This is a genomic window from Cyanobium sp. CH-040, from assembly GCF_024346135.1.
Lineage (GTDB): Bacteria > Cyanobacteriota > Cyanobacteriia > PCC-6307 > Cyanobiaceae > NIES-981.
Map to the genome: position 1 here is coordinate 17,132 of NZ_JAGQCJ010000016.1, position 12,791 is coordinate 29,922.

14 protein-coding genes and 1 other RNA gene are annotated in these 12,791 nt (G+C 71.1%); 8 read left to right on the forward strand and 7 right to left on the reverse strand.

Annotated elements, in window-relative coordinates; all coding sequences use genetic code 11:
- Positions 1–10 precede the first annotated feature (10 nt).
- The 3 genes from KBY90_RS12760 to KBY90_RS12770 all read left to right on the forward strand — a co-directional run bounded on the left by KBY90_RS12760 (position 11) and on the right by KBY90_RS12770 (position 2,028).
- Positions 11–1,327: a 5-(carboxyamino)imidazole ribonucleotide synthase gene (locus KBY90_RS12760; RefSeq protein ID WP_254969032.1), complete on the forward strand. Its 1,317-nt coding sequence runs from the start codon at positions 11–13 to the stop codon at positions 1,325–1,327.
- A gap of 6 nt (positions 1,328–1,333) precedes the next feature.
- A non-coding RNA gene (gene ssrS, locus KBY90_RS12765) (6S RNA) lies at positions 1,334–1,516 on the forward strand.
- 29 nt (positions 1,517–1,545) lie between these two features.
- Complete coding sequence (locus tag KBY90_RS12770; protein WP_254969033.1) at positions 1,546–2,028, forward strand: hypothetical protein; 483 nt, start codon at positions 1,546–1,548, stop codon at positions 2,026–2,028.
- On the opposite strand, the gene KBY90_RS12775 is transcribed toward KBY90_RS12770, so the two are convergent.
- Both KBY90_RS12775 and clpS read right to left on the reverse strand, forming a co-directional pair.
- On the reverse strand, positions 1,964–2,248 hold the full coding sequence (locus tag KBY90_RS12775; protein ID WP_254969034.1) for a DUF2103 domain-containing protein: 285 nt from the start codon (positions 2,246–2,248) through the stop codon (positions 1,964–1,966). The two genes, KBY90_RS12770 and KBY90_RS12775, sit on opposite strands and share 65 nt — an antisense overlap.
- Complete coding sequence (clpS, locus tag KBY90_RS12780) at positions 2,248–2,607, reverse strand: ATP-dependent Clp protease adapter ClpS (RefSeq protein ID WP_254969035.1); 360 nt, start codon at positions 2,605–2,607, stop codon at positions 2,248–2,250. Before clpS ends, KBY90_RS12775 begins: the two co-directional genes overlap by 1 nt.
- A 65-nt stretch (positions 2,608–2,672) precedes the next feature.
- On the opposite strand from clpS, the gene petN reads away from it, so the two are divergent.
- The 4 genes from petN to KBY90_RS12800 all read left to right on the forward strand — a co-directional run bounded on the left by petN (position 2,673) and on the right by KBY90_RS12800 (position 5,833).
- On the forward strand, positions 2,673–2,774 hold the full coding sequence (gene petN, locus KBY90_RS12785) for a cytochrome b6-f complex subunit PetN (RefSeq protein ID WP_254969036.1): 102 nt from the start codon (positions 2,673–2,675) through the stop codon (positions 2,772–2,774).
- Between the two features lie 22 nt (positions 2,775–2,796).
- Entirely contained in the window at positions 2,797–3,066 is a 270-nt protein-coding gene (locus tag KBY90_RS12790) for a hypothetical protein (protein ID WP_254969085.1), read from the forward strand.
- A complete protein-coding gene (locus tag KBY90_RS12795) occupies positions 3,063–4,316 on the forward strand; it encodes a CofH family radical SAM protein (protein ID WP_254969037.1) in 1,254 nt (417 codons plus the stop codon). The genes KBY90_RS12790 and KBY90_RS12795 overlap by 4 nt, the downstream gene beginning before the upstream one ends.
- A 68-nt stretch (positions 4,317–4,384) precedes the next feature.
- Positions 4,385–5,833, forward strand: coding sequence for a hypothetical protein (locus KBY90_RS12800; protein WP_254969038.1), 1,449 nt, complete (start codon positions 4,385–4,387; stop codon positions 5,831–5,833).
- Here KBY90_RS12800 and psb29 read toward each other — a convergent pair.
- A complete protein-coding gene (psb29, locus tag KBY90_RS12805; protein WP_254969039.1) occupies positions 5,751–6,497 on the reverse strand; it encodes a photosystem II biogenesis protein Psp29 in 747 nt (248 codons plus the stop codon). The genes KBY90_RS12800 and psb29 overlap by 83 nt on opposite strands.
- A gap of 74 nt (positions 6,498–6,571) precedes the next feature.
- On the opposite strand from psb29, the gene clpP reads away from it, so the two are divergent.
- Positions 6,572–7,168 (forward strand): ATP-dependent Clp endopeptidase proteolytic subunit ClpP, encoded by a 597-nt coding sequence (clpP, locus tag KBY90_RS12810; RefSeq protein WP_254969040.1) that lies wholly within the window; start codon positions 6,572–6,574, stop codon positions 7,166–7,168.
- Between the two features lie 114 nt (positions 7,169–7,282).
- Here the strand turns inward: clpP and ftsH are convergent, their stop codons facing one another.
- From ftsH to pyk, 4 genes are all read right to left on the reverse strand, one after another.
- A complete protein-coding gene (gene ftsH / locus KBY90_RS12815) occupies positions 7,283–9,247 on the reverse strand; it encodes an ATP-dependent zinc metalloprotease FtsH (RefSeq protein WP_254969041.1) in 1,965 nt (654 codons plus the stop codon).
- Between the two features lie 38 nt (positions 9,248–9,285).
- A complete protein-coding gene (locus KBY90_RS12820; RefSeq protein WP_254969042.1) occupies positions 9,286–9,591 on the reverse strand; it encodes a DUF1830 domain-containing protein in 306 nt (101 codons plus the stop codon).
- Between the two features lie 116 nt (positions 9,592–9,707).
- Entirely contained in the window at positions 9,708–10,937 is a 1,230-nt protein-coding gene (locus KBY90_RS12825) for an ABC transporter permease (RefSeq protein WP_254969043.1), read from the reverse strand.
- 17 nt (positions 10,938–10,954) lie between these two features.
- Complete coding sequence (pyk, locus tag KBY90_RS12830) at positions 10,955–12,739, reverse strand: pyruvate kinase (RefSeq protein ID WP_254969044.1); 1,785 nt, start codon at positions 12,737–12,739, stop codon at positions 10,955–10,957.
- Positions 12,740–12,791: the final 52 nt, after the last annotated feature.

Here is a 12,791-nt window from a genome sequence, read left to right on the forward strand (position 1 = left end):
GCCTCGGGCCATGGTCCAGCCCGCCGCCAGCGCCGCTTCCCCCACCACCCTGCCGCCGATCGGGGTGGTGGGGGGCGGCCAGCTGGCCTGGATGCTGGCGGCGGCGGCCCGGGAGCTCAGGCTGCCCCTGCTGGTGCAGACCCCCGAGCCCGACGATCCGGCCACACGCCTGGCCAGCGCCGTGATCCGCGCCGGCGTGCGCGACGCCGAGGGCACCCGGCGCCTGGCCGAACGCTGCAGCGCCATCACCTTCGAGAACGAGTGGGTCGATCTGGAGGCCCTGGCGCCGCTGGCGCAGCGGGGGGTCACCTTCCGGCCCAGCCTCAGCGCCCTGGAGCCGCTGGTGTCCAAGCGCGGTCAGCGCCAGCTGTTGCAACGCCTCAACCTCCCCACTCCCCCCTGGCTGCCCCTGAGCGAGCTGCTGGTGCCCGAGCACCAGCAGCACCCGCACCGCCGGCGGGACGACGAGCCGGCGGACCACGGCGCAGCTGGGGAGGCAGCCGTGGGCCCTGATTCAGCTCAGCCGGCCAACCCCGACGAACCGCTGGTGCTGCACCCGGGCTGGCAGTTCCCGCTGATGGCCAAGGCCGCCTGCGGCGGTTACGACGGCAAGGGCACGGCCCTGCTGCGTGACCGCACCGATCTCGACAGCCTGCTGGCCCGGGTGGACCCGCAGCAGTGGATCGTGGAGACCGTGGTGGCGTTCGAGCAGGAGCTCTCCCAGCTCGCCTGCCGCGACCGTGATGGCCGGGTGCTCTGCTATCCCCTGGTGCAGACCCACCAGCACCGCCGGGTGTGCGACTGGGTGCTGGCCCCGGCCCACGTGCCCAACGCGGTGCAGGCCTTCGCCCGCAACATCGCCGCCTCCCTGCTCACCGCCCTCGACTACGTGGGGGTGCTCTCGATCGAGTTCTTCTACGGACCCGCCGGGCTGCAGGTGAACGAGATCGCCCCCCGCACCCACAATTCCGGCCACGTGACGATCGAGGCGGCCCGCACCAGCCAGTTCGCCCAGCAGGCGCGCATCGTGGCCGGCCTGCCCATGGGACCGGTCGATCTCAGGGTGCCCGGGGCGCTGATGGTGAATCTGCTGGGCTTCGAGCACGGCACGGCCGGCGGCGATGACGCCTACCGGATGGAGCGCCGCGCCCTCGCCGCCCTGCCCGGCGCCAGCGTGCACTGGTACGGCAAGCGGGAGTCCAGCCCCGGCCGCAAGCTCGGCCACGTGACCCTGCTGCTGGACGGGCCGGGGCCCGAGGCGGTGCAGGCCCAGGCCCGGCAGCGGCTGGAGGCGGTGCGCTCCCTCTGGCCCCTGCCGCCGCCTTAGGATTCAGCCGGACTGCCGTGTTGGTGACTGCCTTCTACAGTTTTCTGATCTGACTCCTTCTTCGACGTGGGGGTCTTCAGCGGAAAGCAACGTAGGCCGGCCTCGCTGCCGGAAACGGCGCCCCGACCCTGACCCCCTTCTGGTTCCACCAGGTCGAACACTGGGGCAGAACGGCACGGCGGTCCACCCCTTTCCCCGCCTGCCGCGGCCGACTCCTGGTGCCCTCAGACCTTCCTTCCGACCCGGCCCTCCAGCCGCAGCTGCTCCCCGATCCCCTGCGCCAGGCCCTCGACGCGCTGCTCGTCAAGGCTCCCGCCCACCTGGTCCCCCGGGCCCGAGGGCTCTACTTCAACAAGTACCCGCTCGAGGGCCTGCCCGAGGAGCTCGACGGGTCCCCCTCACAGCGCTTCCGCACCTTCGTGCTGCGCGACACCACCTGTCTGCCGGCGGAGGGGGAGGAGGCCATCACCCGCCTGAACGAGCTGGCGGTGGTGCACTGGCAGGCTCCCCAGACCAATGCGGAGGACTACGCCGCCTACGTGCGCCAGCGCTGGCAGCTGCCGGCGGAGCGCCTGCAGGTGAGCCTGGAGCTGGTCGAGGAGCCCTGGTTCCGGGACGGCGGCGCCTATGCCCGCCTCATCGTGCTGCCCCCGCCAGCCGGTCCAGCTCCAGCTGCAGCCGCTCCCGGCTCCACTCCGTGACCACGAACACCTCCTGGGCGCTGCCGCCCCGGCGGGCCACCAGCTTGTGGCCGCCGGTGATCGGGGTGGACACGCGCAGCTTCAGGCCGGCGGTCCGCCCGCGCACCCGGCTGATCACGGCGGGTGTGACGGTGCTCACCCCAGGCTGGGCCGCCAGCCGCTGCAGCAGCGGAATCAGCCCCTCCAGGTAGGTGCTGTGGGTCACCACCACCCGCCCCATCAGGCCGGCTCCAGGGGGGCCATGGTGAGGCCTTCGGCTCCCAGCTGCTGGTGGTACAGCTCCGCCTGCTCCTGGGGGCCGCACCACACCACCGCCGAGCCTTCGCCGTCGATGCGGTGGGCCAGCTCCCAGGCCCGCTCCGGCCCCATGCCGGGGATGAAGCGCACCAGACACTCCACCACGTGCTGGAAGGTGTTCACGTCGTCGTCGAGCACCACCACCTTGAAGTTTGGATAGGTCTGAACGCTGCGCTGCCGCTCCCGCACGGCGGTGGGTGCTGCGCTGGCTGCGGCGCTGGTGCTGGCCGTGGCCCTGCTGGTGGCGCTGCTGGTGGCGGTGAGACTGATGGGCCGTTGCATCGAGAGCGCCCGTCCGTGATGGATTGAGCCTAGGTACAGTGCTGCCGTCGCCACCACCTGCCTCCATGCTGATCACCCTGGGCTGGGCCTCTCTCGCCGCTCTGTTCAGCTTCTCGATCGCCATGGTGGTGTGGGGCCGCCACGGCGACGGCAGCGTCAACTTCTGATCACCGCCGGGCAACCCCTCCTGTGACCGAGCTCCCCATCGGCGGTGAGTTGCTCACCGCATCTGGGCTGCTGGCGGCCACCGCTGCCGTGCTCCTGATGTTCGTGAGCGTGGGGGTGGTCTATCTCTCCGCGGTGGAGTGGCGCGACCGGCGCCGCCGCAAGGCCGCCGAGAAGGCCGGCTCCGGCTCCAGCCGCTCCGGCAGCGGCGCCTCCCGTCGCTCCGCCTCTCGCTCCTCCGCCTCCCGCTCCTCCGAGCCCCGCTCCCCCACCGCCTTCGGCCGCCGCCCGTGATCGCCCCTGCGGTGGCAGCGGCGCTGGCCCCCTGGGCCATGCGCCAGGCCGAGAGCCTGCTGGTGCCCCCACCGGATCCCGCGGCGGCTGAGCCCTTCAGCCACTGGCCTGCCGCCGATCTCCTCGACGCCGTCAGCGCCGCCCCGCTGGCCTCGCGTCCGTACCTGCACCGCGCAGGCCTTGTGCTGGAACTGCTGCGCCGTCCCTGGCTGGGAGAGGCCGGGGAGGTGCTGCGCCGCCGCGCCGACGCCCTGCGCCGCCGGCTGATGGGGGACACGGTGACCTACGTGGTCAACCGCAACCTGAACGTCTCCAACCACTGCGTTCAGCACTGCTCGTTCTGCGCCTTCCGCCGCGATCCCGGTGAGCCCGGGGCCTACTGGCTGGAACTGGAGGAGCTGCAGGCCCGGGCCGCTGAGGCCGTGCGCGCCGGCGCCACCGAGCTCTGCCTGCAGGGCGGGCTCAATCCCGCCGCCCGGCTCAACGGCAGCCAGCTCGCCTTCGCCGAGCGCCTGCTGCAGGTCCTGCGCGAGGCGGCACCGGGTGTCCATCTGCATGCCTTCTCCCCCCAGGAACTGGTGTTCTTCGCCGAGTGCGACGGCATCAGCCTCGATGCCGTGCTCGAGCGCCTGCGCGCCGCCGGTCTCGGCTCGGTGCCCGGCACCGCCGCCGAGGTGCTCTCCGAGCGCGTGCGGCGGCTGCTCTGTCCCGAGAAACTCACGGCCCGCGACTGGGTGGCGGCCGTGCTGCAGATTCACCGCCACGGTCTGCCCTCCACCAGCACCCTGATGGCCGGGCACATCGAGCGCTCCGCCGACCTGGCGGCCCATCTGCTCACCCTGGTGGCCCTGCAGGGCGCGGCCCGCGAGCGTCTGCTGCCCGGCTTCAGCGAATTCGTGCTGCTGCCGTTCGTGGGCCAGGCGGCTCCGGCACCGCTGCGCTCGCGCGTGGGCCGCGACCAGCCCGATCTCCAGGCCATGCTCCGTCTCACCGCCCAGGCCCGGCTGGTGCTGCGGGAGTGGATCCCCGCCCACCAGCCCAGCTGGGTGAAGCTCACCCTGGCCGGCGCCGCCGAAGCCCTGCGCTGGGGGTGCAACGACCTGGGCGGCACCCTGATGGAGGAGCACATCACCACCATGGCGGGCGCCCGCGGTGGCACGGCCCAGACGCCCGCCACCCTGGCCGCCGCCGCCCACGGCGTGGGACGCCCGGTGCGTCAGCGCACCACTCTCTACGCCCTGCTGCCATGACCTGGCCCCCCTCTCTCCGCTGGCCCCCTTCCCTCCGCTGGCCTTCCGCCCTCCGTTGGCCGCAGCCCGTGCGTCCGCCGGCCCAGCTGCTGCGGCGGCTGCCGCCCCTGCGCGTCACGGCCCTGGCGACGGCCCTGCTGCTGGCCGCCCCCGCCCTGCTGCTGCTGAGCATGCCCCGCCCGCGCGCCGAAGGGCTCGGCCGCCTGCTGCCCCATGCCGGTCTGCTGCAGAGTTTCCCAGGGGCCCCCGAACGGGAGCCGCCGCCCCTCTGGCGGCAGCGGCTCGAGGGCGACACCGCCCGGCTGCTCTGGCGCCAGCAGCGCCAGATCTGGTGGCAGTTCTGGAGTGACGACCGGGCCGGCGGCCCCTACCTGGTGATGCCCCTGCCGCGTCCGATCCGCGTCGGTGCGCTGCCCGATCCCCCCCACAGCCTGCGGGTGGACGGGCTGCTGGTGGTGGCCTCCGGTCCCCTTGCCCGCCAGTCCCTCCAGGAGCAGCTGGTGCAGGCCAGCCGCCGCCAGGAAGGGCTGCAGCAACGCTGCCTGGAGATGCTCGAACGGGAGCCTGCTGCCTACTGGAGCCCGCAGGGTCTGGAGGCCATGGCCGGCCCGCTGGCCCCGCTGCTGAGCCCTTTGCAGGAGGGCTGTCTGGCGCTGGAGCTGGTTCCGGGTGAGCTGCTGCTCAGGGGCGAGGCCGGCAGCCCGCGGGCGGCCTCGCTGCCGGACGGGCCTGAGCTGCCGGCCAGCGAACTCCCCGCCCCCCTGGGCGAGGGCCTGCTGCTGCGTCTGAGCGGCCGCTCCCTCGACCTGCTGCTCCTCGGTCTGCTGGAGCGCCAGGAGGTGCGTGAGGCGGTGGCCTCGGTGTACGGCCTCGGCACCGCCGAGCTGGCCCTGGTGAAGGACAGTCCCTTCGAACTGCGCCTGCGTCCCCAGCCCATCGGCCCGTTCCAGGCCGGCCTGGAGCTGGTGCTGCCCGCGAAGGGTGACTCGGCTGCCTGGACGGCGATCCTCGCCGGCCTCTCGGAGCGCCTCAGCGCCAGAGGCCTCCAGCCGGACGCCCCTCAGGAATCTGGCGGCCCCCCTGCCGGCCCCAAGGCCGGCCCCAAGGCCGCACCCCAGTCCGCCACCTGGCGCGACGACCAGGGGCGGGTGGTGGGCGGCTGGCGCTGGCTGGCTGAAGCAGGCACGCCCCCACGACTGCTGCTCTTCCTCGGCCCCGAGCCCACCGTCACCGACACCCCTGCGGTGGCTCCCGGGGGCTCCCAGCAACAGCCGCTGCTGCTGCTGCAGGCCCGCCCGCAGGCCCTGGCGGCCCTCAACCTGCTTCCTGGCCAGCTGCCCCTGTCACTGCTTCAGGCCCGCCAGCTGCGCCTGCTCGCCGACCCTGCCGCAGCTCCTGCGGATGCCCAGCCGGCACCGGGGCGGGGCGGTGGGATCAATCGGCTGCAGGGGCGTCTGCAGCTGGGGGAGCCCCAGCCGATTCGGCCGCAGGAGGATCAGCCGCCGCCGGCGGAGTGACCGCCGCGCCCTGGCGCTCCCGCTTGCGCCGCTCCGCCGCCACGGTCTCCTCCATCAGCTCCACGGCCTGGGCCAGCTTCTCCAGGTTGCTGGCATAGAGGCTGAGGTCCTTGTCCACCCGGTCGCGCAGCAGACCCATCGCCTCGCCGAGCTCATGGGCGAACTGGCGCATGGCGGCGGGGTCCATGGCGTCCGCGCCGCGGGCCTTCTCCAGCAGGCTCAGCAGGCCCACGGCCACCAGCCGCGAGTAGTGGAAGTCGGGACGGCGGACATTCGCCAGGGCGCTGGACACCGGTTCGGGGGCGCCGCTGCCCTGGTCGGCGATCCACTGCTTCACCTCCTCCACGCTGTGCTCGCCCATGGCGGCCATGGCGGTATCCCGCTGGCTGCGCAGGTCGGCGGCGTCGAAGCCCGAGGCGCTGCAGAGAGCCTCCAGCAGGGGTTCGCGCTGCTCCGCCGGCCGGTAGCCGCGCGAGAAGGCGTCGAACACCTGGATCAGGCCGCAGGCGAACAGGGCATCGCTCTGGAAGCCCCGCTGGCGGCTGAGCAGATGCAGCTCCACCAGCAGTTCGTCCACCATCCGCCGGTGGATCGGCGCGATCACATGGGGGAAGGCGCGGTGGAAGGCGCGCTTGCTGTCGGAGACGGTGAGGGCTGCGCTCACGCTGCTGGACGGTGGATCCTGCGACCCTAGCCGCCTGGGCTCAGTAGGATCGGCCTTGCGATCTGCATTGGCCTGTGACGACGATTCCCATCGTGATCGAGGAGTCGGGCCGGGGGGAGCGGGCGTTCGACATCTACTCCCGGCTCCTGCGCGAGCGCATCGTCTTCCTCGGCGAGCAGGTGACGGCCGAGTCGGCCAACCGCATCGTGGCCCAGCTGCTGTTCCTCGAGGCGGAAGACCCCGAGAAGGACATCTACCTCTACATCAACTCACCCGGGGGTTCCGTCTATGACGGGCTCGGGATCTTCGACACCATGCAGCACATCAAGCCTGATGTGCACACCGTCTGCGTGGGCTTGGCCGCCTCCATGGGCGCCTTCCTGCTCTGCGCCGGCGCCAGGGGCAAGCGCAGCAGCCTCACCCACTCGCGGATCATGATCCACCAGCCCCTCGGCGGGGCCCGCGGCCAGGCCAGCGACATCCGCATCCAGGCCGACGAGATCCTCTACCTCAAGAAGAAGCTCAACCAGGAACTTGCCGACCGCACCGGCCAGCCCCTCAGCCGCATCGAGGAGGACACCGACCGCGACTTCTTCATGTCTCCGAGCGAAGCCGTGGACTACGGCCTGATCGACAAGGTGATCGAAAAGCGCACGGTCCGTCCCGTCTGAGCGCCGCCGAACTGGCTGATTGCCGTCCAACAGCCCCACTTGCTCCAAGCAGAAAGCCCGCCGCAAGGCGGGCTTTCCTTTGGCCTGGAGAGGCCTGGGTACCGAGCCCTGCCCTCAACCCTGGCTGCGCAGCGGCACCGCTTCCGGCTGGGGGGTGGAGCTGTCCGCAGAAGCGGCGGCCAGCAGGGGGGAGAAGCGCTCCTTCTCGGGAATGGTGGTGAACTCCGAGACGATCGCCCGGAACTCGTCGCCGTCGAGGCTCTCGCGCTCGATCAGCAGGTCCACCACGCGGTCCATGCACTCACGCTGCTCGGCCACGAGCTTCACGGTGTCGGCATAGCAGCTGAGCACGATCTGGCGGACGGCCTCGTCGATGCGGCTGGCCATGCGGTCGGAGGCGTCGCTGCGGGTCATCAGGTCGCGGCCCAGGAACACCTCCTGATTGCCGGCCTCCAGGGAGAACTGGCCGATCTCGCTCATGCCGAAGCGGGTCACCATCTGCCGGGCGATCGAGGCCACCTGCTGGATGTCGCCGCCGGCACCGGTGGTGACCTCCTCGCGGCCGAACACCACGTCCTCGGCGGCGCGGCCGCCGAGGGCCCCCATGATCCGGGCGCGCAGCTGGGCGCGGCTCACCAGCATCTGCTCCTCGTCGGGGGAGAACCAGGTGAGGCCCTGGGCCTGGCCGCGGGGAATCAGGGTGACCTTCTGCACCGGGTCATGGGCCTTCACCAGGGTGCCCACCAGGGCGTGGCCCACCTCGTGATAGGCGATCAGCCGCTTGCTGCGGCCGTCGGTGAGGGGCTTGCCCTCCATGCCGGCGATCACCCGGTCCACTGCGTCGTCGATCTCGGCCAGGCTGGTGGCCTCCTTGCGGCGGCGGGCCGTGAGGATGGCGGCCTCGTTGAGCAGGTTGGCCAGGTCGGCACCGGAGAAGCCGGGCGTGCGGCGGGCGATGGCCTCGAGGCTCACGTCCTCGGCGAGCTTCTTGTCGCGGCTGTGCACCCGCAGGATCTCCAGCCGGCCCTTGATGTCCGGCACGTCCACCTGCACTTGGCGGTCGAAGCGGCCGGGGCGCAGCAGGGCCGAATCGAGCACGTCGGCCCGGTTGGTGGCGGCGATGATGATGATGCCGCTGTTGCCCTCGAAGCCGTCCATCTCGGTGAGCAGCTGGTTGAGGGTCTGCTCGCGCTCGTCGTTGCCGCCGCCCAGGCCGGCGCCGCGCTGGCGCCCCACGGCGTCGATCTCGTCGATGAAGATCAGGCAGGGGCTGTTCTCCTTGGCCCGCTTGAACAGGTCGCGCACGCGGCTGGCACCGACGCCGACGAACATCTCCACGAACTCCGAGCCGGAGAGGGAGAAGAAGGGCACGCCGGCCTCACCGGCGATGGCCTTGGCCAGGAGGGTCTTGCCGGTGCCGGGGGGGCCCACCAGCAGCACACCCTTTGGAATCTTGGCGCCCACGGAGGTGAAGCGCTCCGGGGTTTTAAGGAAGGTCACCACCTCCTGCAGGTCCTGCTTGGCCTCCTCCACCCCGGCCACGTCGTCGAACTTCACACCGGTCTCTGCCTCCATCAGGAAGCGGGCCTTGGTCTTGCCGAACTGCATGGCCTGGCCGGGGCCGCCCGGCATGCCGCTGGAGCGGCGGGCCAGGAAGATCAGCGAGCCGATCAGCAGCAGCGGGAACAGCAGGTTGCCCAGGATTCCCAGCACCGGGGGCGACTGGCGGGGCGGGTGGATGTCGAAGCTGACGCCCTGTTCCTTGAGCTGGCTGAGCAGCTCGGGTGCCACGCCGGGCAGATCCACCCGCAGACGCTGCACACGGTTGTCGAGTTCGGGGTCCACGGCCTCGATCACGGCACTGCGGCCGCCGTCGTAGATGTCCACCGCCGTCACCCGGCCGGCGTCCACGTAGTCGAGGAAACGGCCGTAGCTCATCCGCGCCACGGCCGTGTTGCGCCCGGCCGAGGCTGGTGCGTTGGCACCGAGGTTGCCGCTGCTGAGCACCTGCCAGCCCAGGAAGGCCACCACGGCCACGGGCAGAAGCCACAGAGCGATCAGACGCCAGCGCTGGTTCATAGCTGAGACACTTTCTAACTAAGTGTAACGGCGCTGTTCTAGCCCGCGGCCGCCCACGTCTCCAGCAGATCCACCTGGCCGTAACCGCCGGCCGCCACCGCGGCACCGTCCTGACTGTCCTGGTCGAGGGTGAGCTGGTTCACAGGGATCGATTCCAGCAGTTCCGGGCCGCCCAGACCGTGGGTCCACACCTCCAGTTCGGTTTCGGCGGGGCACTCGAAGCTCAGCAGTTCGAAGGGAAACACGACCCGTTCCAGGAAGAACGCCTCGGGCCCCACGCAGCGGGCGATCACCATGCGATCGGTGCCGTTGCGGTAACCGCAGGTCAGCAGCTCCAAGACCACACCGGAAGAACGTCAGCACCACTAAGCCATCAGTGCAGCCGTGCATATGGTCGCGATGGCCACTGTTTGGCCGACCGGGGTCCGGACTTCAGCCTTTCTTCGGATTTTCGGCCGGCCTAGAGGCTGCGCAGGGCCACGATCGGATCCAGGCGCGCCGCCCGCCGTGCCGGCACCACGCCGAAGAACAGGCCGATCGATCCGGACAGGCCCACCGTGAGCAGCACCATCGACGGCCCGATGGTGGCCGGCAGCGGTGTCACCAGCGCCACCAGGCTCACGGTGCCCAGCCCCACCAGGGTGCCGATGGCGCCGCCCAGGCTCGCCAGCACCAGCGACTCCACCAGGAACTGCAGCAGCACGTCGCCGCTGCGGGCGCCGAGGGCCTTGCGCAGGCCGATCTCGGCGGTGCGCTCGCTCACCGACACCAGCATGATGTTCATGATGCCGATGCCGCCCACCAGCAGCGACACGCCGCCGATGGCCGCCAGCATCAGCGTGAGTCCGCCGGTGATCGTGCTCACGATGGTCAGGGCGTCCTGCTGGGAGCGCACCGCGAAGTCGTCCTCGCGGATGATGCGATGCCGCTGGCGCAGCAGATTGGTGATCTGGAAGGCGGCGGCGTTGATGCTCTCCGCGTCGCGCGCCTCCACACTGATGAAGTTCAGGCTCACCCCGTAGGTGGGGTCGCGGCCCGACAGCCTGTTCACCATCGTGGTGAGGGGCACGTAGGCGCTCTCGTCCTGGTTCTGGCCGAACACGGCCCCCTTGGCCTCCAGCACCCCGATCACCGCGAAGGGCTGGTTGCGGATCCGCAGCGTCTGTCCCAGGGCCTCCCTGCCGGGAAACATCTTCTCCGCCAGGTCGGGGCCGATCACGGTGACGGCCCGCACGCCCTCGAGGTCGCTGGCGGAGAAGAAGCGGCCCTGGGCCACCTCGAACTGCCGGATCGGCAGGAACTCGGGCGTCACGCCGTTGATCGAGGCGCTGCTGCTCAGCCCGCCGGCCTGCACCACCTCACTGAGGGTGATCTGGGGTGCCACCCGGCTCACGCTCGGCACCTGCTCGCCGATCGCCTGGGCGTCCTCCAGCACCAGCGTGCGGGGGAAGTCGATGCCCTGGCGGCGGGTGTCGTTGTTGCCGGGCACCACGAACAGCACGTTGGCACCCAGGTTGCTGAGCTGGCCCTCGGCCAGGTTCTGGGCGCCGCGGCCCACCCCCACCAGGGTGATCACCGAGGCGTTGCCGATCACGATCCCCAGCATCGTCAGCAGGCTGCGCAGCCGGTTTGCGCGCAGCGTGGCGAAGGCCATGCCGACGGTTTCTGGCAGGGGCAACCGCGAGGCCATAACGGATCAGGCGCTGCCTACACGATGCCGTCCCGCTCCTCCGGGGTGTGGCTGCGGGCCACGCGGTGCACCTCGCCACGCTGCAGATCGAGGGTCACGATCTCGCCCTGCTCCAGCGCGCTGAGGGCGTTGGCCACGCCCACGATCGCCGGGATGCCGACGCTGCGGGCCATCAGGGCGGCGTGGCTGTCGTCTCCGCCCACCTCGGCGATCACGGCCTTCGCCTTGCGGATGGCCTCCACATACACCGAGCTGGTTTCGCGCACCACCAGGATCTCGCCGGTCTGGATCTGGGCGGCCGCTTCGGGGGCCTCCACCAGCCGCACCCGGCCGCTCACCGAGCCGCTGCCGATCGCCAGCCCCCTGGGCAGGGCGGCCGACACCAGGCCCACCTTGATGAAGTCGGTGGCCCCGCTCACCCCGGCCAGGGTGCCGGCGGTCTGCACCACCAGGTCGCCGTCCTCCAGGTAGCCCAGCTCCCGGGCCATGCCCATGGCCAGGCTGAAGGTGCCGGTGGAAGAGTTCTGGTCCTGCACCAGCAGCGGGTTCACACCCCAGCTGAGCTGCAGCTGGCGCGCCACCCGGGGCTCGCTGGTGATCGCCAGGATCGGCGTGCTGGGCCGGAACTTGCTCACGTTGCGGGCCGTGGCCCCGCTCTGGGTGAGGGGCAGGATCGCCGCGGCGTTGAGATTGCGGGCGATCGTGCTCACCGCCTGGCAGATGGCGTTGGGGATCGTGCTGGCCATGCGGCTGTCGATCACCCGCTGGGGGTAGTCGCGCTCGATGCGGCGGGCGATGGTGGCCATGGTGGCCACGGCCTCCACGGGGAAGTCGCCCACGGCGCTCTCATTGGAGAGCATCACCGCGTCGGTGCCGTCGAGGATGGCGTTGGCCACGTCGCTCACCTCGGCGCGGGTGGGGCGGGGGCAGCTCACCATCGAGTCGAGCATCTGGGTGGCGGTGATCACCGGGATGCCGAGGCTGTTGGCCTTGCGGATCAGTTCCTTCTGCAGCAGCGGCACCTCCTCGGCCGGCATCTCCACCCCCAGGTCGCCGCGCGCCACCATCACCCCGTCGCAGAGCAGCAGGATGTCGTCGATCTGGTCGATGGCCTCGAATTTCTCGATCTTGGCCACCACCGGCGTGCGGTGACCCTGGCTGGCGATCAGCTCCTTGATCTCGCGCAGGTCGGAGGGGTTGCGCACGAAGCTGAGGGCCACCCAGTCCACCCCCTGCTCCAGGCCGAAGGCCAGGTCGATGCGGTCCTTGTCGGTGAGGGCCCGGATCGACAGCTGCACGTCGGGGAAGTTCACCCCCTTGTTGTTGGAGAGCACCCCGCCCACGCTCACCCGGCAGTGCAGGGTGCGGCCCGGGATGTCCACTTCCTCCACCACCATCTCCACCCGGCCGTCGTCCAGCAGGATGCGGCTGCCGGCAGGCACCTCCTCGGCGAGGGTGGCGTAGGTGACGGTGGCGATGGTGTGGTCACAGGCCACCTCCCGGGAGGTGAGCTGGAAGCTGTCGCCGCAGGCCAGCGTGATGGGTCCGCCGGCGAAGCGGCCCAGACGGATCTTGGGACCCTGGAGATCCTGCAGGATGCCCACCTGCACCCCGAGCTCCTCGGAGACCTCGCGGATGGTGGCGATGCGCGCCGCGTGCTCGCTGTGGTCGCCGTGGGAGAAGTTGAGCCGGAAGGTGCTGGCACCGGCGGCGATCAGCTCCCGCAGCCGTTCCGGCGATTCGGTGGCGGGGCCGATCGTGGCCACGATCTTGGTGCGACGCATGAGATCGTGGTGATGCATCGGCGCGCCATTGACCCGGCCGAAACTACCATCGGCCCCTTGCCGGACTGCT